This is a genomic window from Clostridiales bacterium (genome assembly GCA_015243575.1).
Taxonomy (GTDB): Bacteria; Bacillota; Clostridia; order Peptostreptococcales; family Anaerovoracaceae; genus Anoxybacterium; species Anoxybacterium hadale.
Map to the genome: position 1 here is coordinate 4,709,130 of CP042469.1, position 24,785 is coordinate 4,733,914.

Consider the following 24,785-nt stretch of genomic DNA (forward strand, 5'->3'; position numbering starts at 1 on the left):
AAAGCAGTATTTCAGAGAAACCTAGAAAATAAATTAAATGCGCCTAAAAGCCAGGTGATAATCTGCTTGAAGGCGTTTTTTTTATTCCGCAACCTCGGTCAAGAAAACCAATCAGAAATATGATATTGTTGTTTCGGTAATGAGCTGAATGAAAGGAGAACGATACCTTGACTGAGATGTTTTATAAGATTGTAGGCGAAAGGGTGATTGGTTCAGTAAAAAACAAAGAGCTGAATCAGTTGATTTGTGATACAGCAATGGAGGACGGCTTTGAGACCATACTGTTCCCGTTTGTCTGTAAATACTGGAAAAAAGGAAAATCATCAATCACTCGTTTTGGTGTTACTTACGAGATTTATACAGGGCCTTTCTCTGCTTCCTATGCAGGGAGTAGGAACTTTATCAAGGCTGGAACTATGGAAGAGTTAGCGTGTGCCTGCTGCGAGGATGACTTCTTAATTCTTACAGATTCCCTAAGTGCCAGTCCGCTGATGCCTATGAATTTCCCCTTTTATTTTCCTGAGGAGCATAAGCAGCTGATTGAGTTAATTGAGGAAAAAAAGCCAGCAGCGGTAATTGCTGTGACTGGAAAGCACCCTATGTGCGGCTTGAATCCATTTCCGCTCTTTGAGGATGGAAATTTCAAAATCCCCAATGCATATATCGATTCGTCGACAGCAAATATAATTTTCGAATCAAACGATCCGGTTTTCTTAGAGATTTGCTCTGATGTTACCGAAGAGAACTGCAGCCAGCTTGTGGTGGCAAAGAAAAAGGATACTCCTACGGCTGGAAGGATCGTAATCTGTGCACATATGGATACGAAGAATGATACTCCAGGTGCATTGGATAACGCAGCAGGGGTAGCTGTACTGCTGGAAGTGATGAAGAAGCTTTCCAATTACAATGGGCCATACGATCTGGAATTTGTGCCATTCAATGGTGAGGAGCATTATGAGGTAAAAGGGCAGTTGGAATATCTGAATTATATTCAGCATATGCAAACAGCAGTGAAAATGGTAATTAATATTGATTCTCCTTGTATGAAAGGATCTAAGACCGCATACTCTACTTATAACTTTGACAAAAGTTTGTGTGATCTAGTGGACCGGAAATTGGAAGAGCATTCGAAAATTGAGAAAGGACCGGAATGGTATGCCGGGGATCATGTTATGTTTGCCTTCCGTGGAACTCCCTGTATGGCAGTCACTTCCTCGAATTTATTTGAAGACGCGCTGGAACTGACACATACTCCAAAGGATACTGCAGAGCAAGTGGAACTTCACTTAATTGAAGTGACTGCAGCTTTTATCGTTGACGTCATTCGAGCCCTGGACAGTCGAGATAGACCTAGTTGAACCAAACAAGAATAAAGCCCGATTTAGATCGGGCTTTATTCTTGTTATATTGCTAATTAGTTTTCCATCTGACGTGCAAGGAAGCTCGCACCAATTTCTGCTGCTTTGAGTTCGGTATCCCCTAATGCACCGTTCTTCGATAGAATTACGATGGAACCGATTGCATCCCCCTGAGAAACAATCGGAACCAAAATTTGGGATTCGTACTCTGACTGAGTGTTGTCATCGGCTGTTACGGCACAGAGAGCACCTTTTTCCAGGACAACTTTACTTGATTTTTCGTGTATGATCTTTTCCAGATCCTTACCAATTCTTTTTTCAATAAAGTCCTTTTTCGGCCCTCCCGACACAGCAATGATATGATCCGTATCAGATATGAGCACCACATCGCCAAGCACATTGTTTGCGCACTCGGCATATTCACCTGCGAACTGGCTCAGCTCGCTGATTGGAGAATATTTCTTTAAGATGACCTCTCCTTCTCTGTCGGTGAATATTTCAAGTGGATCCCCTTCACGGATTCGCATTGTTCTTCTGATTTCCTTTGGAATAACTACACGCCCAAGATCGTCAATTCTTCTAACTATTCCTGTTGCCTTCATTTGATTGTTCCTCTCTTTCGTAATCAAATTTACACGGGTGTAACCGACAAGGGATGATACGGCTTAAATGTTGGAAAATGAACGATATAAGCGTTATGATGCTTGCGTTTTTATCCAGCAGCACAGTGATCTGCGGCCTTGCCAGCCGACACTTTTTTCCTTGGAAATAGTATCTGTAATAGGAAAGTATTTATACAAATAATTTCTGAGTAAACGCTATGCTTCAATATAAATTAGGTCAGGATAACCGTTATCATCATAGATTTTCGCAGTTTTTCAAGGGAATGAGAAGGAACCGAAACTTCAGACATTTTGCAATCCTGCTGTTGTTTTTTATATATTGTGGTATAATCTTCTTATTTGTATTTATTATTAAAATCAAGTGATATAATAAGCACATCAGATAAAATTTTAGATTTTGCCATGAGATGTATTGATTGTATTGGTATGAAGCAACCCGGAAGCGGCTTGCACGTATGATATAATAAATACGAATGTAATCCGTGATCCATTGGGGGCGGAACTGATAAATAAAAGGAGGTAACATCGTATTATGTTATTTAGAAACATAACGATACTAGACGAAAACTTTGAGGTCAAAGACAACATGTTTGTTGGTATAAAGGGTGAAACCATTGACTATATTGGTAAAGAAGAGCCGTCTGAAAATTATGGTGACAGTTATGATGGGAAGGGCAAGCTTTTAATGAGTGGTTTCTATAATTCTCATGCCCATACGCCCATGACACTTCTGAGAGGGTATGGGGAGAATATGTCCCTTCAGGATTGGCTGGAGAAGAGAATCTTTCCATTTGAATCAAAACTCAATGGAAAAGACGTGTACAACGGAATGCTTTTGGGAATTGCTGAATCCCTGCGCTTTGGAATTGTTTCCTCAACGGATATGTACTATTTTTGTGACGAGATGGCAAAGGCAGTTCTTGAAAGCGGTGTAAAAAATAATATTGGTAGGGGTGTTGTAAACTTTGCAGATGAGGATCCGGCGCAGCTTCCAGGTTTTCTTGAGACGAAACAGCTTTTCGAGTCCTACCACAATGAAGGAAACGGCAGGCTGAAGATTGATATCAGTCTTCATGGTGAATACACATCCAATCCCAGAACTGCATTGCATTTAGCTGAATATGCGAGCTCAGTAGGTGCGAACCTCCATGTCCATGTATCCGAAACGCAATTCGAACATGAGGAATGCAAAAAGAGGCATGGCGGGTTGACACCGATCCAATATCTTAATAGACACAAAATATTTGATACCAAGGCGACTGCCGCTCACTGCGTGTGGATTGAGGGTGAGGATTTTGATATTCTCGCCAATAAGGGTGTAACTGTGGCAAGCTGCCCGGTGAGCAACCTTAAGCTGGCCAGCGGCGTATGCAACGTACCTCTGCTCATGGAGAAAGGGGTAAATGTTGCAATCGGGACAGACAGTGTTGCCAGCAACAACAGTTTGAATATGATTGAAGAGATGAAGTTCTTTGCTGTGGCCAATAAAGGCAAGCAATATGATCCTACGTTAATCACGCCAGCAGACACCTTGACTGCAGCAACTGCAGCCGGAGCAAAAGGACAGGGACGTGAGAATTGTGGAGCGCTTGCTGCCGGGCACAAGGCAGACTTGATCGTAGTGGATCTTAGGAAGCCCAATATGCATCCGATCCATAATATGGCAAACAATATCGTATATGCGGCTTCGGGCAGTGATATTCTGCTTACCATGGTTGACGGAAAGGTACTATACACAAACGGAGAGTATACTACCATAGACATCGAGAAAGTGATTTATGAGGCAGAAAAATCGACTACACGGATTTTAGGAGAGCTAAAATAAAATGGCAAAAAAATCGTTTATACAGGGAGCGGTAATCCTGGGTATCGCAGGTATTATTATCAAAATAATGGGTGCTTTTTTTCGAATTCCCCTGGCAAATCTCATTGGCGAAAAAGGAATGGGATATTACCAGACCGCATACCCGATCTACGTACTCTTTCTAACACTTGCCACAGCAGGAATTCCCATTGCTATTTCCAAAATGGTGTCGGAGCGGGTTGCCATTGGGCAGCATTACGAAGCGTACCGGGTATTTCGTGTATCGTTTATCTTGCTTTTTGCGATCGGAATCTGTTCATCGGCAATCTTGTTCTTCGGTGCGGGGCATATCGTGAATGCTATCGGTAATCCTGGAGCAAAATATGCTATGATGGCAATCGCGCCAGCTCTTTTGTTTGTTCCGATTATGGCGGCGTATAGGGGTTATTTTCAGGGAACACAAAATATGAAGCCCACAGCAGCATCGCAGGTCGTAGAACAGTTCTTCCGTGTTGTGGCTGGTTTGTCTCTTGCCTACGTTCTAATTAAAGAGGGAACTGTGTTTGCTGCGGCAGGTGCATCCTTCGGAGCTACCGCGGGGTCGGTCATGGGCTTAATTACCGTCATGGCCATCTATTACTATAAAAGGAACGGAGTAAAAAGAGATATTGAACGCGGGAGCCGCAGCAATACAGAGCGGGGACAGGATATCTTGGTAAAAATCTTAATGATTGCAATTCCTGTCACAATCGGTGCTGCGATCATGCCGATCATGAATACTATTGATGTGGGAATTGTAATGCGGAGACTGCAGGAGACTGGCTGGTCTGAAGAGGCTGCAAACGGCCTTTATGGTCAACTAACGGGTATGGCAGGACCTCTGATCAACTTTCCTCAGGTATTAACACAAGCCATTGCAATGAGTCTGGTTCCTGCTATCGCAGCAGCATATAAGCAAAAGGACATGAATTTCCTGAACTACAACGTACGTCTGGGAATCAGGACCGCTATTATTATAGGTCTCCCCTGCGCTTTTGGACTTATGACCTTGTCTGAGCCAATTATGCGGCTGCTGTATCCCATGCAGAAGGCAAGTGCAATCAGTGCGGCGCCATGTCTTTTCATCATGGCGTTTGGTGTTATCTTCCTATCCACAGTACAGACGCTTACCGGAGTTCTGCAAGGACTTGGAAAACCAATGGTACCGGTAATCAACTTGCTGATCGGTGCGATTATCAAGGTGATTCTGACCTATACCCTGACTGGGGTAAATAGCATCAACGTAAGAGGTGCAGCAATCGGTACCGTTGCGGCGTATATTGTTGCATCATCCTTGAACATAATAGCTGTAAAGAAATATACAGGGGTTAAGTTTGATTTTATGCTTACCTATGTGAAACCTGTTTCTTCCGCCCTCGTTATGAGTGGTGTGGTGTGGGCAACCTATCGATTGATGTACGGCTTTTTCGGAAATGCCCTCTCCACCATGGTGGCAGTACTCATCGGTGCACTTGTATATTGTGCAATGCTATTTGTGACAAAATCCATTAAAAAAGAAGAATTAAGAGCGCTTCCAAAGGGCGGCAAGATTATAAATCTGATGAATAAGATAAAAAAGTAATAAGGTGATTGATCGTTGGCTGGATTTTCAGAAATCATTCGAGAAAATCCCACCGGGTGCAGGAGAGAAACAAAGGTAGTAACAATGGAAACAAAATACGCAAAATTCTATGAAGAAGGAAAAACAGCAGAAGAAGCAATTCAGCGGCTTGCTGATATCATTGCGCTTTTGCGCAGTGAGGAAGGTTGTCCTTGGGATCGGGTGCAAACCCACAAAAGCCTGCGTTCCTGCCTTTTAGAAGAGGCTTACGAAGCGGCGGATGCTATTGATAAGGCGGATATGGACAATCTGGAAGAGGAAATGGGTGATGTGCTTCTTCAGGTCATATTTCATGCCAACCTCGGAAGTGAGGAGAATCAGTTCGATCTTCGCAGTATCGCCAACCGGGAATGCGAGAAAATGCTGCGTCGCCATCCCCATGTTTTTTTAAACAAAAATTCAGAAAGTATTGACAAAGTCCTTGAAAAATGGGAAAATGTGAAAAGAAAAGAGCGGGGAACCGCAACGCATACAGATTCTTTGAGAAATGTACCCAATGCACTGCCCGCTTTGATAAGAAGTTATAAAATTCAAAAGAAGGCAGCTGAAGTCGGATTCGACTGGGACGATGTTAGTGATGCGTTCTCTAAAGTTAAAGAGGAGACTGGCGAGCTCCTTGAGATTTACCGGGGAAACGACGAAGCCAGTATAATGGAAGAAGTTGGAGATCTATTATTCGCAGTAGTGAATGTAGCACGATTCCTGGGAGTAAATCCTGAAGAGGCTTTGAACTTTACTTCATCTAAGTTTATTGATAGATTTGGTTTTATTGAAGATTCGGCCAAGCTTCAGGGGAAAACATTGGAAGAAATGAACCTTGAAGAAATGGACAAGCTATGGGAACAAGCAAAAGCCAGAAACCGCAATCTTTGATCAATAAAAAACAAGTGGGTAAAGGGAAGTGTTTCACTTCAAACCAATCATTTTAAACAAATTAAAGGAGGTTATGTTCGGTGAATAAAGCAGAATTAGTTGCTAGCGTAGCAGAGAAAACAGGTTTCACTAAGAAGGATGCTGAGGTTGCAGTGAATGCGTTCGTTGCAAGTGTTGAGGCTGCTCTTGTTAAGGGGGAAAAGGTACAGTTAATTGGATTTGGTACTTTTGAAACTCGTCAGAGAAAAGCAAGACAGGGAAGAAATCCTAGAAAACCTGGTGAAGTTATAAAGATCGAAGCTGCAAAAGCCCCAGTTTTCAAAGCTGGTAAAGCATTAAAAGACGCAGTGAACAAATAAAACCACCAACATGAAAGGCAGCGCTAGGCTGCCTTTTTTTCGCAGCTTTAGCTGCAATGAAAAAACGGACAGCAGGGAGCGGAGCGAGTCGGAGTCCCGAAGGGACGTTGCCTTTTTTTCGCAGAATCACGAGCCGAAAGGCGAAGGGAAGCTGCAATGAAAAAACGGACAGCAGGGAGCGGAGCGAGTCGGAGTCCCGAAGGGACGTTGCCTTTTTTTCGCAGAATCACGAGCCGAAAGGCGAAGGGAAGCTGCAATGAAAAAACGGACAGCAGGGAGCGGAGCGAGTCGGAGTCCCGAAGGGACGTTGCCTTTTTTTCGCAGAATCACGAGCCGAAAGGCGAAGGGAAGCTGCAATGAAAAACGGACAGCAGGGAGCGGAGCGAGTCAGAGTCCCGAAGGGACGTTGCCTTTTTTTCGCAGAATCACGAGCCGAAAGGCGAAGGGAAGCTGCAATGAAAAAACGGACAGCAGGGAGCGGAGCGAGTCGGAGTCCCGAAGGGACGTTGCCTTTTTTTCGCAGAATCACGAGCCGAAAGGCGAAGGGAAGCTGCAATGAAAAAACGGACAGCAGGGAGCGGAGCGAGTCGGAGTCCCGAAGGGACGTTGCCTTTTTTTCGCAGAATCACGAGCCGAAAGGCGAAGGGAAGCTGCAATGAAAAAACGGACAGCAGGGAGCGGAGCGAGTCAGAGTCCCGAAGGGACGTTGCCTTTTTTTCGCAGAATCACGAGCCGAAAGGCGAAGGGAAGCTGCAATGAAAAAACGGACAGCAGGGAGCGGAGCGAGTCGGAGTCCCGAAGGGACGTTGCCTTTTTTTCGCAGAATCACGAGCCGAAAGGCGAAGGGAAGCTGCAATGAAAAAACGGACAGCAGGGAGCAATTTACAGGAATATGAGAATAGATAAGTTTCTAAAAAACTCAAGATTGATCAAGCGGAGAACCATTGCAAAAGAAGCATGCGATCAGGAGCGTATCTCGATTAACGGAAAGGCTGCAAAGCCTGGGAGTGAAGTCAAGGTTGGAGATATCATTCTGATCCAGTTTGGCAATGCACAAATCAAAGCAAAGGTATTGGTGTTGTCTGAACACAGCACGAAGGAAGCTGCTGCAACCATGTATGAAATTGTGGAGTAACCGCAGAAATCATCCTATGAAGAACTGTTCTTTTGTGATGACAGGAAGCTTTACAATAATGCAGAATCAAACCGAATATACAATATAAAAGCCGCTCCACGTGGAAGCGGCTTTTTTCATGTAATTTAATTCTGTCAGTCATTGTGAGCAGTAAAGCAATTTAAGTTGTCTCATCTAGTTATTTTTTTGGAGTGAAATATGGAGCTTCCAGTCCAAGTTCCTGGATTACATCAGGATTCTCAGACGCTGGGAAGGCTACAATAAAAGCATTGTCTTCATCAAAAGCTGCATCCCAGCCGTATACGAGGCGTTCGAAGCTTTCTATGACATAGCCGTCCATATTGTGGTCTGTAGTGTCGTAGGGATCAGCAAGAATTAGAACGTCATCCTGTGTTTCAGGGGTGCCCATATCATCATAGCCGATAATTACCTGCCAATGACCGCCCCATTCATCCCAGCCGATCATCATTGGTATTCCGTTGGACAGAAGATAGGGAATCAAACCGTCTAATCCATCTTCCGTACCAAATGATGTCCCTGATCCAAGGTAATGATCTCCGATACCAAGCCAGTCATCCAGATCTCTCATGGTGAACCAAGCCCAGTCTCCGCCATAATCCTCATTCAATGTTTCGAAGACCTCTTCCATGCCATTTACAGTAGTAGCGCCAGCTTTTCCTCCCTGTCTCATCTGTGCCAGGTCAATCTCAGTAAAACCGGAATTGTTTTCGCCGAACCATTCGATCGACATAAGCGCGGAAGCAAGCCCGCAGGTCCACTCTGTAGCTTGCTGCGTGGTTCTGAACTGCTCCAGAAGTACCAGGCTCGGTACTGAGTCACTGTTAATATTGTAGAAATCGAAGTGGGAGTAGTATGATGAATAAGGAACATCCCCAGTGTGGCGGTAACTGCCGGTTGCAGGCCCAGCTAGCCCGTCATCCCCGCTCCCCCAGATTTCAGTGTCAGGGTAGATGTTATAGATATCATCCGCAGTATCGCGATATGGAATCCAGTTTGCTTCCAGCTCTGCACCATAGCCCGCGCCAAAGTTCATTGCGGAGCTGGTTGTTGAAATGGTATAGCCCGTACTCTTCGGTGTATAGCTCCAATCTGAAGGAACAGCTGTCAGGAATAAGGTTCCTTTATATCCAACTGCATTATCAAATCCCTGCCTGCCGTATGCAAGTCTTTCATAGGACTGGATATTATAGCCGTCGTTTCTGTGGTCGGTAGAATCATAGGGGTCCATTAGTATCAGTACATCGTCTGCTGTTCCAGGGGTTCCCATGTTGTCATAGCCGATGATAACCTGCCAGTGTCCGCCGAAGCTGTTCCAACCAACCATGATGGGAATCCCATTAGAGAGCGTGTCCTGTATCCAGTCGGAATCATAAAGGCCATATTTGTTGTCATAGCTGGAATAAAGCTCCCACCCATCTGTGAGACCGAGACTAGAGAGATTTTCGAAGATATTCTGCATCTGGTCCAGCATGGTGGCCCCGCCCCATCTTGTCTTTTCCCGTAAGGCTACAAGGTCATTTTCGTTAAGATCTCCTCTTTCTCCAAACCATTCCAGAACGGTTAATGCCGATGTGGGACCACAATTGGAACCAGTGGTTTGTTCGGCTGTTTTGTAATTCGTTAGTAAGGTCAGGGTATCATTAGATTCTGCATCATAATACCGATGCTGAGGCCAGTAATAATTTAACCCAGATGCGAGTGTTTCTCCCGTGTCATCTCCATACTCAATGATATTATTAAAATCGGTAGCGCCGCTCCAAGCTTCAAGTCCGGCCCCGGTCAGCAATCGTTCACCCATTGGTATGGTATACTCCTGCCCAAAGACCGATTGGCCGATTTCATCCTCCACATCGGATTCTCCGTTTATACCGGCGCCTTCAATCCAGCGCAGCTGAGAATCCCAATAGGTCTTGCTGTAAGCAGGAGAAACGGATAAGATAAGGTCTGAAGACCCGTCTTCATCGGTATCCCAAAGTTCAACGAAATTCCCAATGAGCCTATTGCTCGTGGCTGCAGTACCATCACTGGAAAAGGTACGTTTGCGAGCACTTGCCTGATTTGCAACATAATAAACTGCTGCATCAGAGGTGTAGTCAATATCATTCATTTTTCCCCCGTTAGTGATGCCCAGCAGGGTAAAGGCTTTTAGCAATTCTCCATCGGCAGTCAAGGTACTGTAGGGGGTACCGACTGCTCCTGAAGATCCGCCGCTGCCGCCAGAACTTCCTTTTGAGCCGCTCGGGGTGGGAGTTGCTCCTATCGTTTTACCTCCAACAGTGGCTGAAGCTCCCTCGGACAGGTTTGTCTTGGCAGGCGTCTGCTGTATTTTTGCACCGTCTCCAGAAATGTTGGCAACTTCGATTTTTCCAGTGCCTTTAATCTCTGCGGAACCGGTCACATTTAAAGTCTTTACGGATGCGTTCTCTGTTACGATAGCTGTGGCACCGGAAGGAATGTTCAAAGCAGTGATGGTTCCGGACTGAATGTCTGCGATGCTGCCCTTTCTCAGGTCAAGTTCTGCAATGTTTCCTTTGATGGTCACCGAAACATCTGCCGCTACGGTTACCGTACCAAAGGTCCCCTCCAGGATTACTTGTTCTGCTGCATCAAGTTCATTGATGACTACTCCGTCAGCAAAGATTCTGATCTTGCCTCCAAGCTTTTCAACCTTTACGGATTTGACTTCAGCACCGCCTGTGATTACGACGGAATTTTCACCGCCTCCTCTTGCAATTAGTGTCCCTTTGATCACGGCACCATCGAGGATAACGTTCCCTTCTGCAACACCTTCGGCGATAATGAGATCTCCATCGATAACAGCATCCTTTAGTGTGACACCGTCTGACTTGATAATAGTGAGTCCGTTAGCACCAGTGGTATACGTTCCAGGATTCATAAAGTAGCCTTTTACCGCATTGTTGATCATCGTAACGACTTCCGCTCTGGTAATGCTGCTCTTTGGATTGAACTTGCTGTGATATCCGCTGATAAATCCAGCTGCTTCCATCCCGAATACCTGCGATTTTGCCCAGGAGGATATCTCTTGCTTATCGATAAATTTTGATGTGCTGCCCGGGTTGTCATCTACTGAGAATGCGCGGGCTAGCATCAAGGCGGCTTGCTCTCTTGTAATTCTGTCTGTTGGATTGGCATGTCCTGATCCGTCTCCGTTGAGAATTCCGGCGGCGTTCGCTTTTAAAACAGCGGTTGTGTACCATGCCCCTGATGGAACATCAGAAAAACTGTTCTTCGATGTTTTTTGGTATCCCATCATGTTATCAAGTATCGTAGCCATCTCTGCCCTTGTAATGTAGCCGTCCGGTCTGAATAATCCATCAGAACCGTTCAGCACATGAAAACCGGACCATTTCTCAATGGCAGCAGAAGCCCAGTGGCCTTCAGTGTCTGTAAACTTGTTAACAGCGGAATTGCTTGTCGCTTCGGCCGAAAAAGCCGGAGCAACAGAACTGAGAACCATCGCTGCGGACAAACAGACTGAAATTAACTTTTTGACTTTCATACTTCCTCCTTTTCTTCTAATAGAAATCACTTTATTCTGTAAATGCAGAAGGCTAGGTATTCATAATGCAATACAGCATCAGCTGCATTTTTACAGCAGAACATATACAAAAAAAATAAGGCGCTAAATAGCGCCTTTGCTTAACTCAGAATTTTATTCTTCCTTTTATAATATGTCAATAATAAAACGTTTTAAATTCATAATTATCCAATTAATAACTTTTTTCTAGCAAACCAATTACTTATAAGTTCCCCACTATTTGAATTAGTGGCTGATCAAATTTGTTGACAATTAATAAGTTTGGGATATAATTAAAATATAGGGTAGTAATTGCGATCTATAAAGCGAGCTAAACCTATCATCCATGCAATATGTGATGATAGGTTTTTTGTCATTTTTGAGGGGTAAAAGATGGTAATTGTAAAGATTCTAAATAATAATTTTGCAATTGTAAAAGAGAATGATGATAAAGAAAAAATTATTATGGGTAAAGGTGTATGTTACGGCAAAAAGGTTGGATATAAGGTGGAAGAGCACGAAATCGAGAAAATATTCTACTTACAAGATAAGATGCACGTAGCGAAGCTTGAAGAACTTATTATGAAACTTCCGCTGGAGCAGATTCGGTTGGCAGAGAGAATCATTAATGAAGCAAGATTTAAATTAGGGAAAAAAATAAGTGATGCCATCTACATTTCACTGGCAGATCATATTAGCTTTTCCATAAAACGATTTAAAGAAGGGTTTCATATTAGAAATTCTTTGTTATGGGAGATCCAAAGGTTTTATCCGGACGAATATAAAGTTGGGTTAGAAGCTCTGGACTTAATTGAGGAAGAGTTTGCGATTCGGCTTCCTGATGATGAGGCTGGTTTTATTGCCCTGCATATCGTAAATGCAGATCAGAAGAATGAAGACGACAATATGTACCGTGTTACACAAATCATGAAAGAATTAACAAACATCGTAACCTATACCTATAAAAAGAGCTTTGAAGTTAATTCACTTTCCTATCACCGTTTTATTACACATCTGAGATTTTTTGTTCAAAGAGCATTGTCAAATAAAGAATATACCGGAGAATGCCTCGATAATGACTTGTTTATGATGGTGAAAGAAAAATATAAAAAGGCATATGGCTGTGTTTTGAAGATAGAAGAATATTTCAAAACAGAATGTGATCTGCGAATCACAGACGAAGAAAAGACGTATTTATCTATTCACATTGAGCGCGCAATGAATAGTGATAAATAAATTGACATGTGAAACTGCTAGTACAATCCACATGAAATACCTTAATGATATTTGATGTGGGTTACACTAGGAATAAAAGGAGGAGCAAGATGGCAAAGTACACTGATTTAGTAGCATTTATTATTAAAAATGTCGGAGACAAAGACAACGTTATTTCAGTAAGCCACTGTATGACGAGGTTAAGATTTAAGTTAAAGGATTATTCTCTGGTAGACGAAAAGAATATTATTTCAAACAGTAAAATAACCACAGCACAAAAAGCTGGCGGCGAATACCAGGTAGTTGTTGGAACAATTGTGGAAGGCGTTTATACCGAACTTATTGCATCATTAGGGCTCAAAGAGGAGGAGTTGCAAAAAGATGAAAAGGATAAGTCGATTTTAAACAAAGTGATTCAGATTATTACAAAATCAATTACACCTGTTTTAGGAATCTTAATGGCTTCCGGATTGATTCAGGGTTTGCTGGCTCTGATGGTAGCGTGTGGTGCTCTTGAGCCCACAGATGGGGCATACGTTATTTTAAGTGTGATGGGAAATGCCTTATTCACTTTCTTTCCAATCTTCTTGGGATATACATCTGCAAAAGCCTTCCGAATGGACGGATTTGTTGGTATGGCAATTGGTGCATGCCTCGTGTTTCCAACCATATTAACCAGTCTGACAGCAGGTGACCCGTTGTTTACCTTATTTTCAAATTCTATTTTGGAAACACCGGTTTATAAAACGTTCTTTGGAATACCGATTATATTCCCAACTACAGGATATACCTCTACAGTAGTACCTATTATAGTAGCGATGTATTTTACCTCAAAATTCGAAAGGTTTTTAAAGAAACATATTCCGGATATTGTAGCATTTACCCTTGTTCCCTTCCTTTCGATTGCAGTTTGTGTTCCTTTAACAATTCTTGCAATCGGTCCGATTGCAAATATTTTGTCATTGCTGGTAACTGCAGCAATAACATATCTCAATAGCTTATCGCCTGTTATTACATCACTTGTGGTAGGCATCGTATATCAGCCACTGGTAATACTTGGGCTGCACTGGCCGCTAATAACGGTTGGTATTACCAATATGGGAGCATTGGGTTACGATTATATTATTCCGATGATTTTTACCGCTTCCTTTACACAAACGGCAGTAGTTTTGGCGGTATATCTTAAAACAAAAGATAGAACGGTGAAAAACGTCTGCATTCCCGCAATGATTTCAGGATGCTTTTGCATTATTGAGCCAGCAATTTATGGTGTTACCCTGCCGGTTAAGAAACGTTTTGCCTTTAGTATCATCGGTGCGACGGTGGGTGCGATCATCATTTCCATATTTGGTGCGAAAATGTATGCAGTTAGTGTAGGTGTGTTGGGCACAGTTGCTTTTATCAATCCCAACGGTGATATGAGTGGATTCTTTGTTGCAATCATTGCTATCATTATTTCCATGACGATAGCCTTCCTGTTAACTTTTATTTTTTTCAATGAGCAAAATTCACAAATCAGTTTAGCAGCCGGGAAAAAACCGTTCGCCCAAAACACAGTTGCTTCACCCTTTAAAGGAAAAACTATAAAATTGGAAAATCTAGAGGATGCATCGTTTTCCAAAGGAGTATTAGGGAAGGGAATCGCTATTTTACCTGCTGAGGGCAGAGCTGTAGCACCCTGTGACGGCATTGTCACAGCACTGTTTCCTACTGGTCATGCAATTGCTATTACCAGTGATGACGGATGTGAGATTTTAATACACGTGGGGCTTGATACGGTACGGCTAAACGGTAAGTATTTCACAAAGAAAGTGCAGCAGGGAGCAAAGATAAAAAAGGGCGATGTGCTGGTGGAGTTTGATATAGAAGGCATAACAAAAGAAGGATATAGCCTGGTTTCTCCAATTATTATTACAAATACTGACGACTATTTTGATATTATCGAAACGATGAAGGAAGATGTTGACTATTTTGACCAACTAATCAGAGTGGTTTCGAAGGAAAATGAATTCGTCAATCAATAGGCGTAGAATTAGCTGTTCCACTTTGGAATAAGCAATATAGAAATAGAAAGAGACAGGTAGTAAGGTGAAAAATGGAGTCGATATGGAACTTTATTTAAGAATAAAAGGTGTTTTAATTGGCGGCGCCTATGGGGATGCTATGGGGATGCCCACAGAGTTCTGGACGCAGGAGCATATTCGGGTAAGATTTCCCAAAGGAATAGAAGAACTTCTTCCATCGCAAGAGGATGACTTTTTTGGAAGAACCATGGTAGCCGGTGAAATTACGGATGATACGATTAATACAATGATGATCGCAAAAATGATCATTGAAAATCATGGAATAATCAATACCGAGAGTTATATCAATCAGTTGATTCAGTGGAAAAATGAGTCGAACGTAGCAGCGCTTGTATGCGGACCAAGTACATTGAAAGCACTGGAGGCAATTGAGCGAGGGGTATCGGTGGAGGAAACCGGAAAATTCGGTACAACAAACGGAGCTGCAATGAAAATAAGCCCAATTGGAATGATATCAGACTATCGGGATATAGACGCTCTGATACAAAAGGTAAGCATGATATGCAAGCCATCGCATAATACATCGATTGCCATACAGGGTGCAAGTATTGTTGCCGGAATTGTCAGCTATGTTGTCTCAGGGGGAAAGGACATAGAAAGGATATGGAACCTGGCGGAAGTAATTGCTGGTCAAGCTTTGAACAGAGGATTTCGGCTTCCTTCAGCATCTATCATTCAGAGAATGAAACTGGCAAAAGAAATAATTAGAAATTGCACCATATCGGAAGCACTAGAAAACCTTTATGAAGTCATAGGTACAGGAGTTGAGACGATAGAAACCATTCCATCCGTGCTTGCGGTGATAGAAATATCCAAAGGTGATCCAATGCTAGCTGCTAAGCTTTCAGCATCCCTTGGAGGTGATACAGATACCATCGGAGCAATCGCTACAGGCATATGCGGAGGAATGAATCCTAATTTCAGCGATTCACTGATACAGGATTTAGAGAGAACAAATCATTTAAACTTTGATGAGCTAAGCAATGCGTTATCTCTTCTGTCACCATTCAATACAAATGGAAATTGATTATACGGAAGAAATCATTTAGTCTGTGAATCAGGATGTGGAACTAAGAGATCTTATGATTATAGTATAAGCTTCGGATGAGGTGACTGCGGTTACCTTATCCTTTTTTTCTTGTACGGCGGATATGTCTCGATTTTTTAGCAGGCAATATAAACTATCATTCTGCAACTGGATGATCCAAATAGTCGAACCAGTTTGAGATAGTTCCTATTACTGTCAAGGGTAAGCGAATTGAGGCAAAATCATAATTAATTTCTAGACATCGTCATAAATTCTCCACCATTTGGCAATAATAAACATGAAATTGTGTGGAGGTTTTTACATGAAAATCGGAATCCCTGGTGGATTATTATATTTCAAATATGAGCCCTTTATCAGGACTTTTTTTAATGAGCTAGGTGTCAGCACTGAATATTCAACAGTATCCAATAAAGAAATTCTAGATTTAGGTACGCACAATTGTGTGGATGAGGCTTGTCTGCCTATGAAGCTATATCATGGGCACGCAGCAAAGCTTCAGAAGAATTGTGACTGCATTGCGGTACCACGTATTATGAACTGTGAATTCGGTGAATCTATTTGCCCTAAGTTTCAGGGATTGCCGGAGCTTGTAGCCAGCGGCACCGGAAAAACAAATCAAATTTTTACAGAACCTCTTTATATGAATGATCCTAAAAAACTCAAGAGTGCTTTAAAAAAGGGGTGCCGCCAAATTGGTGTTTCTGATACAAGAATGGAACGAGCTTTTTTCTCTGCTTCTGAAAACCAGAGAAATTCCAGCTTCGGCATCTGGGAAAACGGATATCAGAAAAGAGTGTTTCTGGCAGGCCATCCGTATAATATCTATGATTCCTTTGCTAATCTGAATCTAATTAATAAACTTCATCAGCTGGATATTGGTGTGATAACGGAAGAGTGGATCAGCCAGTATGAGAAATCAGAAGCTTTATCCGGACTGATAAAAAAGCCGTACTGGCTGTTCTTTGTTCATAATTTCGCTCCAGCTATGATTTTGATGGAGAGAAAAGAGATCGATGGGATTATCTATGTATCGTCTTTCTGCTGTGGGACAGATTCCATCATTATTGAGATGATTAAAAACAAAATTGGTAACTTTCCTCTGCTGGTGCTGAAGCTGGACGAGCAGACGGGAGAGGCTGGGTATCATACCAGACTGGAAGCTTTTTGGGAGGTGATGAAGTGAAACTAACCTTTCCTCATATCGGTGATGCTCATTTGGTGGGAAGGATTTTTTTTTCTGAGCTGGGCATAGAAATTGTAACGCCGCCTTACAACACCATTAGCGGCCTGGAGAAAGGGAGCAGTGTCTCCCCTGATGAAATTTGTATTCCGTTCAAGCTTATGGTTTCCAACTTGATACAAGCTCATGCGATGGGAGCGGATACCGTGGTAATGCCTGCGACGATGGGGCCTTGCAGGCTGGGGGAGTACGGAGAACTTCTAAAATCCATCTTAGATAAACGGGGCTATCAATTTCGTTGGGTTCTTCTGGATTCTTCCAAAGCCATTGGGGTAAGGGAGCTTCTTCAAAGATTATCCTATCTGGTGTCTGAAAGCAGGAAAGGACTGCCAGAAATTCTTATAGCTTTAAACGGGACATATCAATTGATAAAAGGTTTGGAGAAGCTGGATCAAAAGGCACATTTGCTTGCAGGATATGAAGCGGAAAAAGGTGCCTGCAAAAAAATCACCGCCCAGTGCAGAGGAGAACTCTCAAAAGCCGGGAGCATTCGTGAAGCACTGCGGAGCATTAGGCGGCATCATAAACAGATCGCACAGATTCCTGTCAACAGAAGTAAGACGCCGCTGCATTTGCTGATGACGGGTGAAATCTATTCCATGATCGAACCCTTTGCAAATCATCATATGGAGGAGCTTCTGATGGATATGGGGGTATCCTTTGAAAAACGAGTTACCTTAGGGTGGTGGATTGACAGAACCATTGTCCATCCCCTTCAATTGAAAAAGAGGCTCTTGGGGAATCGATACCTGCCCTATGAAATCGGCGGTTATGCAAAGGATACCGTAGCGGAGGGAATCTTGTGCTCACGAAAGGGATATGACGGAGTGATCCAGGTTTTCCCTGTCGGATGCATGCCGGAAATTGTCGCAAAGGCGGTTTTCAGCAAGATGATGAAGGAGAATCATCTCAGCGTTCTTACGGTAATTTATGATGAAATGGGTGGAGAAGCGGGATATATTACGAGAATCGAGGCTTTCGTTGATATGCTGAGCAGAAGAAAACGAATGGAAGAAAAGCAAAAGCACGATGCAGCAATGAAGAAAAATAGGGGGAAGATAAATGTATTACCTGGGCATTGATGTAGGTTCTGTAAGTACAGACCTTGTAATTATGAATGAAAAAAGAAGAATCATAGACCAGTTGTATTTGAAGACAAGAGGAACGCCCATCGAAGCGGTGAAGGAGGGACTGCGGCAACTGGGGAAAAAATACAAAAGCCGCGAAATAGACGGTATTTGTACTACGGGGAGCGGCAGATCGCTGGCAGCCGCAGTAGCGGGAGCAGATGTAGTTAAAAACGAAATTACAACCCATGGTGTGGCAGCCGCTGTCTACGATCCGGAAATCAGGACAATTATTGAAATTGGAGGTCAAGACTCCAAAATCATCTTATTAAATGATGGTGTGATCAGAGATTTTGCAATGAACACCGTTTGCGCAGCAGGAACCGGTTCCTTTCTGGATCGTCAGGCTGAGCGGCTGGGACTTGCGGTGCAGGATCTTGGAGCTTATGCTTTAAGAGCCGCAAACCCTGTGAGAATTGCCGGGCGCTGTGCTGTATTTGCTGAATCGGACATCATACATAAGCAGCAGCTTGGTTGTTCGATGGAGGATATCATTGCGGGGATGTCGAAAGCTTTGGTCAGAAACTATTTAAGCAACGTAGCAAAAGGAAAGGAAATTGAGCCAAAGGTGTGTTTTCAAGGTGGCGTCGCAGCCAATGAAGGAATCCGCCGCGCGTTTGAAGAGGCTCTTGAATGTGAGATCCTGGTGCCTGAGTACCACAAGGTGATGGGCGCGTATGGGTGCGCTGTTATCGCGCAGGAACATATTGAAGAGGAAAATAAAAAGACCCGCTTCAAAGGCTTTGAAGTGGGTCATGATGATATCAGTACTGATACCTTTGAATGCACCGATTGCAGCAATCACTGCGAGGTGGTTCTTCTCAGGTCAAAGGGTCGGCAGATCGGATGTTTCTCTGACCGTTGCGGAAAATATCAGGCAACAGATATCAAGCTGTCTGTATCAGTTTGATTTTGCTTAAGAGTCTGTTCCAAACCATGGGTATCAGCGTAACTTGGATTGCAAGCATAACCACTGACTTGAAAATTCTGGCCGGGATCAGCGCAATGACTGCATTGTCCATTAGAATGTAAAGCCATAGCGTATCCAGACACATATTGATCAAAAGGCAAACGACGGACGATGCCATGAGTACTCTCTTCCAAGTGACCGGTTTATTATAGAGAAAAAAACCGAAGGTAAGACCGGTTAAAAATGCAGATATGGTGAAACCGGGGAAGAATGCTCCCGACGGAAACATCATAATTCCTAATAGATCGCCGACGGCATAAGCCGCGCCGGCCCAAAGCGGGCCATAGAGAATGCCCAGCATGGCTACCGGAAGAAATCCAAATCCGATACGCAAAAATGGCGTATTAATGGATAAGAATCTGGTCAGTATGATCTCCAGTGCAATGAAAAAGGCAATGGTAATTAATCTTGACGTGTTTTGATTTTGTTTCATAAAAAAATCCCTCCTCTTTAGAAGTATTCATATCAGTGCCATAGGCACCTGCGGAATCGGATTGCTCCAATGATACCGCAATGACGGATCAAGCCGGCGTAAACCGGAACAAACCAATCAATCGATATACTACACTAAAGATTCAGAATTCCTTAATGCAGCAGCGGACGCAATATTGTATCGCAAACTAGACTGTTTTTCGTTCATAAGCGACATCCCATCTTATGACACTTCACGCACAATATTTACTCTACTTAATTTAGATATTACTATGATTAAAAAATATTATCAAGGGTTATTAATTCATTTAAATGTAAAAAACCAAGCTGCTCTTTAATACAGCTAAGTTCACCGGAAGCAAGGGGCACACTGTTCGACTTAATGTAGTTTTTTGCTTTGGCAATGGAATAATCCGTTTCCATAACAGCAGAGGTATTAAAGAAGAAGGTATAGACTTTTTTCTGTTTATGCCATTTTTCAGTCAAGCTTTCTATTTGCGTTACAGCCTTCTCCCAGTCCTCAGAATAAACACTAACCAGAATATCATCTTCTATCATTCCGGTCAGCTCATGAAGATTACTGTCTGCATAATTAACGAAGATTCCCCAACTGGCAATAATAATGACCATGCTGGCAGCGGAAATGATTAGAGCTTTCACTTTATCGGCACCTCCTTTAGCATTTCTTTACGGCTCTTTCCTTTTGGATAAACATGCAGTTGCTTCTTTTCATCAAAGAAGCATAAGAATACTTGGGAGTAGTCATTAATTTTAAGCTTTGAAAGCTCTTTTTTTAGGTAAGCTTCCTCTTTGCCAAGAAAACTTAGATTTCTTTTATATAATATACCGTCTGATATCAAAACCATAGGCATGATTTCTGAGGAGGCCGGAATGCCCATGTCCTCAGGTGTCAGGGGGGATTTTTCTGGCTTTGGTATTACACTTAAATCTCCGTTAGCTTCAAGAACAGCATAATCCACATCAGCAATGGAGGGATAGTTCTTCAGCCTTAATTGCTCCATAAGGTCATCAATGGTAATTCTCTGGCTTTTCAATTCTTTCAGGTTAAGGTTCCCGTGGTCAATGAGAATACTCGGTTTACCATTTAGCAGAGCATTTATCTTGGTGGATTTGATAGAAAGGAACGAAATCAGAACTTCTAAAAAAAGCAGAGTCAGGATCGCGGCAGCACCATTGATGAGCGGAATATCTAAAGATTCGATTGGAATTGCAGCCAATTCGGCAATCATGAACAGCAATACCATTTCAAAGGGATCCATCTTCGACAATTCCGCTTTCCCCATGACTCGTATTACAAATAAAACGACAAAATAAAGAATGACAGTCCTAATCAGTATTATTAGCATTTTTTTCACCTCCGGGAAATCATACTTTAAGTATTGTGTACTTAAAAGAGGACTGTTATACTTAAATTTGGCACTTTTGAACAGCTGAATACAATAAGAGAGTTGGTTAGTTACAAGAATGAAAACAAAATATTACAGTTATGTAGGGATCTATTTATTTACTTTCGCAGGGCTCGGTTCGCTTTTGCCGCTGCTGGGACAGTACATGGCAAGCATCGGTTTTTCTGGAGTCCAGATCGGAATCGTTACAGCAGCCGGCACAGCCATAGGAATTGGTGCTTCACCATTCTGGGGATATCGATCCCATCATAGCAAGGATAGTACTAAAGTGCTCCTCTTCTTATGCATCGCAGCTACGATCATCATACTGAGCGAAGCCTTTGTGAAACAATATATCGTGTTTCTTTTCGTTTATATGGTATTCGCCTTTTTCCAAACCCCTATTATGCCTTTGATTGATGCTATGTCCATTAAGGATCAGGTAAACTTTGGATCTGTTAGAAAATGGGGTTCTATTGGCTTCGCAGTGGGTGTTTTTGTGGCGGGGCAGATTGCAGATGCAGCAGGTCTGATCATTATCCTTCCTTTATGTGCTTTGGGATATACGGTGGCATGGTTCATATTGGTTCGGCTTAGAAAGAACAGAAACAGGAAGGCAAACGGTATAAGGAGTTATGAAGAGGAAACCATTCAGAGATGTGCTGCCTCCGACCTGAAAGAATATCAATCAGGGAACCACAGCAACGATGCTGCTCATGAAAAAAAGAAGGGGAAAAACAGGGACAGCTATCTCATGCTTCTTAAGAATAAGAAATACATGGCGTTGCTCCTTGCAGCCTTTTTTATAACAGGTACGAATGTTGCCAATAACACATACTTCGGTTTTCTATATAAAGATGTAGGCGGAAGTATCGCTGGAATCGGAATTGCATTTCTTTTAATGTGCAGCTCCGAAGCACCTTTCATGGCATGGTCCGAACGATTGTCAAGACGATTCGGTATGGAAAAGCTGATTTTGTTTTCATTAATTATGTCAGCACTTCGATATTTATGGTACAGCACGGGACCCGCACCCGGATTACTTATTGGAACTTTTTTCGTTCAGGGAATGGTAACGGGAATTGTTTTAGTTGAACTGGTTCGTTATTTGAACTGTCTTGTTGATCCCGCCATCATTGGAATGTCAATGGCGCTCTACTATGCATTTTCATCGAACTTCAGCTCGATTGTCTGTCATCTCATTGGCGGCGCCATCCTTGATCATTATTCCGGAGCACACGTCTATCTGTTCTTTTCCATCTATAATATAATAGGAGCACTTGTGTTTGTCGGATTTGGTCTTCACAAAAAGAATCGAAATGATGTTATAAAAGAATGAAAAAAGTATAAAAAAGAGGTTGACAGGTGAAGCTAGATTTGTTAAGATAACACTTGCTGTCAGGCGATTCGGTGAATCCTAAGGCCCTGATAGTTAAGTAAAAAAAGATGAAAAAAGTCACAAAAATGAGTTGACAGAAACAAGCATCTTTGATACTATGAATAAGCACCTTTCGAGACGAGCTTAACGCTCTGAAAGAAAGGGGTAGCCCTCAAAAGACGGACAGTCGAGCTTCGAAAGGAGCCGAAAAAAAGTTAAAAAAGAGGGTTGACAAAGAAGCGTAGATGCGATATGATATAAAAGTTCGCTAAACGCGGATGCTTCGAAAGAAGCGATGAACCTTGACAACTCCATAGTGCAGAAATTTAGTCAAAGAGATCTTAGCTGATCTCGGAAAACTAAAGTACAAATACAATCAGCAATGATTGGTAAGACAAATTCAAACTTGTTTGAAGGAGTCAACGTACAATTCTTTGAAAAAAACAATAATTCTGAGATTCGTATGCCATATGAAAATATGCAAATGAAAATTAGAACAAAGCGAAACGCAAACGCGTTTTACTGAGCAAGATTTAACTGCTTGAGTAATCAAGTATTAAATACCATTTATTAAGAGTTTGATCCTGGCTCAGGATGAACGCTGGCGGCGTGCCTAACACATGCAAGTCGAGCGGTATATACTTAAATGAAACTTCGGTCGAGTGAGAGTATAGAGAGCGGCGGACGGGTGAGTAACGCGTAGGCAACCTGCCCCATACAGAGGGATAGCCTCGGGAAACCGGGATTAAAACCTCATAACGCGAGGGAGTCACATGGCTTCTTCGCCAAAGATTTATCGGTATGGGATGGGCCTGCGTCTGATTAGCTAGTTGGTGGGGTAACGGCCTACCAAGGCAACGATCAGTAGCCGACCTGAGAGGGTAATCGGCCACATTGGAACTGAGACACGGTCCAAACTCCTACGGGAGGCAGCAGTGGGGAATATTGCACAATGGGCGAAAGCCTGATGCAGCAACGCCGCGTGAGCGATGAAGGCCTTTGGGTCGTAAAGCTCTGTCCTTGGGGAAGAATAAATGACGGTACCCTTGGAGGAAGCCCCGGCTAACTACGTGCCAGCAGCCGCGGTAATACGTAGGGGGCAAGCGTTATCCGGAATTATTGGGCGTAAAGAGTGCGTAGGTGGTTTTGTAAGCGCGGGGTGAAAGGCAATGGCTCAACCATTGTAAGCCTTGCGAACTGCAAGACTTGAGTGCAGGAGAGGAAAGTGGAATTCCTAGTGTAGCGGTGAAATGCGTAGATATTAGGAGGAACACCAGTGGCGAAGGCGACTTTCTGGACTGTAACTGACACTGAGGCACGAAAGCGTGGGGAGCAAACAGGATTAGATACCCTGGTAGTCCACGCCGTAAACGATGAGCACTAGGTGTCGGGGCCGCAAGGTTTCGGTGCCGCAGTTAACGCATTAAGTGCTCCGCCTGGGGTACGCACGCAAGTGTGAAACTCAAAGGAATTGACGGGGACCCGCACAAGCAGCGGAGCATGTGGTTTAATTCGAAGCAACGCGAAGAACCTTACCAGGACTTGACATCCCTCTGACAGTCCCTTAACCGGGATCTCTCTCTTCGGAGCAGAGGAGACAGGTGGTGCATGGTTGTCGTCAGCTCGTGTCGTGAGATGTTGGGTTAAGTCCCGCAACGAGCGCAACCCTTGTCATTAGTTGCCAGCAGTTCGGCTGGGCACTCTAGTGAGACTGCCGGGGATAACTCGGAGGAAGGTGGGGATGACGTCAAATCATCATGCCCCTTATGTTCTGGGCTACACACGTGCTACAATGGCTGGTACAAAGAGAAGCGAGACGGTGACGTGGAGCAAATCTCAAAAACCAGTCCCAGTTCGGATTGTAGGCTGCAACTCGCCTACATGAAGTCGGAGTTGCTAGTAATCGCGAATCAGAATGTCGCGGTGAATGCGTTCCCGGGTCTTGTACACACCGCCCGTCACACCATGGAAGTTGGGGGCGCCCGAAGTCGGTCAGTTAATAGGCTGCCTAAGGCGAAATCAATGACTGGGGTGAAGTCGTAACAAGGTAGCCGTATCGGAAGGTGCGGCTGGATCACCTCCTTTCTAAGGAGACTTAAATTTCTGCACTATGAGTTTAATAAATTACCCTTGAAATCCTTAACCGGATTTCACTATAGGGGCTTGTAGCTCAGGTGGTTAGAGCGCACGCCTGATAAGCGTGAGGTCGGAGGTTCGAGTCCTCCCAAGCCCACCATTTATACTTTCAACAGTATAAACAACACAGAACTCCAATGATCCTCACAGGGGATCAGGAAGAGCAATGTACCTTGAAAACTGAACAATGCAAAATATATTTCGAATTAACAACGAAATCGAGGTTGTGTAGAAATACACAGCAAAAGTTAAAAACTAAGTAAAGTCTTTTCTAGATCTTAACGGATCGAAAGAGACTGTAAAGGGTTTTAACTACAATTTCAATAATTTGAACCGAGAAACCAGAAAAATTACTGAGTTAATTAACAAAGTAAACCA

General features: G+C 43.2%; 20 protein-coding genes, 1 tRNA gene and 1 rRNA gene. 17 read left to right on the plus strand and 5 right to left on the minus strand.

The window, feature by feature from the left end; genetic code table 11:
- Nucleotides 1-167 precede the first annotated feature (167 nt).
- Nucleotides 168-1,358 carry a M28 family peptidase gene (locus FRZ06_20635; GenBank protein ID QOX65590.1) on the plus strand — a complete coding sequence of 397 codons (1,191 nt, stop codon included), beginning with the start codon at nt 168-170 and terminating at the stop codon, nt 1,356-1,358.
- Nucleotides 1,359-1,414: 56 nt separating this feature from the next.
- Here FRZ06_20635 and spoVT read toward each other — a convergent pair whose 3' ends face one another.
- Nucleotides 1,415-1,960, minus strand: coding sequence for a stage V sporulation protein T (gene spoVT / locus FRZ06_20640; GenBank protein ID QOX65591.1), 546 nt, complete (start codon nt 1,958-1,960; stop codon nt 1,415-1,417).
- A gap of 553 nt (nt 1,961-2,513) precedes the next feature.
- Here spoVT and FRZ06_20645 point away from each other — a divergent pair.
- The 7 genes from FRZ06_20645 to FRZ06_20675 all read left to right on the plus strand — a co-directional run bounded on the left by FRZ06_20645 (nt 2,514) and on the right by FRZ06_20675 (nt 7,812).
- Nucleotides 2,514-3,806 (plus strand): amidohydrolase, encoded by a 1,293-nt coding sequence (locus FRZ06_20645; GenBank protein ID QOX65592.1) that lies wholly within the window; start codon nt 2,514-2,516, stop codon nt 3,804-3,806.
- 1 nt (nt 3,807) lies between these two features.
- Nucleotides 3,808-5,406 (plus strand): polysaccharide biosynthesis protein, encoded by a 1,599-nt coding sequence (locus FRZ06_20650; protein QOX65593.1) that lies wholly within the window; start codon nt 3,808-3,810, stop codon nt 5,404-5,406.
- A gap of 84 nt (nt 5,407-5,490) precedes the next feature.
- Complete coding sequence (gene mazG / locus FRZ06_20655) at nt 5,491-6,318, plus strand: nucleoside triphosphate pyrophosphohydrolase (protein QOX66028.1); 828 nt, start codon at nt 5,491-5,493, stop codon at nt 6,316-6,318.
- Nucleotides 6,319-6,398: 80 nt separating this feature from the next.
- The gene (locus FRZ06_20660) at nt 6,399-6,677 is read left to right on the plus strand and encodes an HU family DNA-binding protein (GenBank protein QOX65594.1); all 279 of its coding nucleotides are present in this window, start codon (nt 6,399-6,401) and stop codon (nt 6,675-6,677) included.
- 256 nt (nt 6,678-6,933) lie between these two features.
- Complete coding sequence (locus FRZ06_20665) at nt 6,934-7,236, plus strand: hypothetical protein (protein QOX65595.1); 303 nt, start codon at nt 6,934-6,936, stop codon at nt 7,234-7,236.
- Nucleotides 7,237-7,332: 96 nt separating this feature from the next.
- On the plus strand, nt 7,333-7,536 hold the full coding sequence (locus FRZ06_20670; protein QOX65596.1) for a hypothetical protein: 204 nt from the start codon (nt 7,333-7,335) through the stop codon (nt 7,534-7,536).
- Nucleotides 7,537-7,569: 33 nt separating this feature from the next.
- A complete protein-coding gene (locus tag FRZ06_20675) occupies nt 7,570-7,812 on the plus strand; it encodes an RNA-binding S4 domain-containing protein (protein ID QOX65597.1) in 243 nt (80 codons plus the stop codon).
- Between the two features lie 178 nt (nt 7,813-7,990).
- On the opposite strand, the gene FRZ06_20680 is transcribed toward FRZ06_20675, so the two are convergent.
- Nucleotides 7,991-11,353 (minus strand): hypothetical protein, encoded by a 3,363-nt coding sequence (locus FRZ06_20680; protein QOX65598.1) that lies wholly within the window; start codon nt 11,351-11,353, stop codon nt 7,991-7,993.
- A 411-nt stretch (nt 11,354-11,764) separates the two neighbouring features.
- Here FRZ06_20680 and FRZ06_20685 point away from each other — a divergent pair, with 411 nt between their 5' ends.
- From FRZ06_20685 to FRZ06_20710, 6 genes are all read left to right on the plus strand, one after another.
- Nucleotides 11,765-12,607 (plus strand): PRD domain-containing protein, encoded by an 843-nt coding sequence (locus FRZ06_20685; protein ID QOX65599.1) that lies wholly within the window; start codon nt 11,765-11,767, stop codon nt 12,605-12,607.
- Between the two features lie 44 nt (nt 12,608-12,651).
- Nucleotides 12,652-14,610, plus strand: a complete 1,959-nt coding sequence (locus tag FRZ06_20690; GenBank protein ID QOX65600.1) for a PTS beta-glucoside transporter subunit IIBCA — start codon at nt 12,652-12,654, stop codon at nt 14,608-14,610.
- A gap of 82 nt (nt 14,611-14,692) precedes the next feature.
- A complete protein-coding gene (locus tag FRZ06_20695) occupies nt 14,693-15,697 on the plus strand; it encodes an ADP-ribosylglycohydrolase (GenBank protein QOX65601.1) in 1,005 nt (334 codons plus the stop codon).
- 298 nt (nt 15,698-15,995) lie between these two features.
- Nucleotides 15,996-16,901 (plus strand): 2-hydroxyglutaryl-CoA dehydratase, encoded by a 906-nt coding sequence (locus tag FRZ06_20700; GenBank protein ID QOX65602.1) that lies wholly within the window; start codon nt 15,996-15,998, stop codon nt 16,899-16,901.
- Nucleotides 16,883-18,040 carry a 2-hydroxyglutaryl-CoA dehydratase gene (locus FRZ06_20705; protein ID QOX65603.1) on the plus strand — a complete coding sequence of 386 codons (1,158 nt, stop codon included), beginning with the start codon at nt 16,883-16,885 and terminating at the stop codon, nt 18,038-18,040. The genes FRZ06_20700 and FRZ06_20705 overlap by 19 nt, the downstream gene beginning before the upstream one ends.
- Nucleotides 18,021-18,995, plus strand: coding sequence for a 2-hydroxyglutaryl-CoA dehydratase (locus FRZ06_20710; GenBank protein ID QOX65604.1), 975 nt, complete (start codon nt 18,021-18,023; stop codon nt 18,993-18,995). The genes FRZ06_20705 and FRZ06_20710 overlap by 20 nt, the downstream gene beginning before the upstream one ends.
- Here the strand turns inward: FRZ06_20710 and FRZ06_20715 are convergent.
- From FRZ06_20715 to FRZ06_20725, 3 genes are all read right to left on the minus strand, one after another.
- On the minus strand, nt 18,973-19,488 hold the full coding sequence (locus FRZ06_20715) for a folate family ECF transporter S component (protein QOX65605.1): 516 nt from the start codon (nt 19,486-19,488) through the stop codon (nt 18,973-18,975). The two genes, FRZ06_20710 and FRZ06_20715, sit on opposite strands and share 23 nt — an antisense overlap.
- A gap of 275 nt (nt 19,489-19,763) precedes the next feature.
- Nucleotides 19,764-20,147, minus strand: a complete 384-nt coding sequence (locus FRZ06_20720; protein ID QOX65606.1) for a DUF4363 family protein — start codon at nt 20,145-20,147, stop codon at nt 19,764-19,766.
- The gene (locus FRZ06_20725; protein QOX65607.1) at nt 20,144-20,854 is read right to left on the minus strand and encodes a DUF421 domain-containing protein; all 711 of its coding nucleotides are present in this window, start codon (nt 20,852-20,854) and stop codon (nt 20,144-20,146) included. The genes FRZ06_20720 and FRZ06_20725 overlap by 4 nt, the downstream gene beginning before the upstream one ends.
- Before the next feature lie 118 nt (nt 20,855-20,972).
- Between FRZ06_20725 and FRZ06_20730 the strand changes: the two genes are divergently transcribed.
- From FRZ06_20730 to FRZ06_20740, 3 genes are all read left to right on the plus strand, one after another.
- Nucleotides 20,973-22,232, plus strand: a complete 1,260-nt coding sequence (locus FRZ06_20730; GenBank protein ID QOX65608.1) for an MFS transporter — start codon at nt 20,973-20,975, stop codon at nt 22,230-22,232.
- 606 nt (nt 22,233-22,838) lie between these two features.
- A 16S ribosomal RNA gene (locus tag FRZ06_20735) occupies nt 22,839-24,363 on the plus strand.
- Between the two features lie 67 nt (nt 24,364-24,430).
- Nucleotides 24,431-24,507, plus strand: a tRNA-Ile gene (locus FRZ06_20740).
- Nucleotides 24,508-24,785 lie beyond the last annotated feature (278 nt).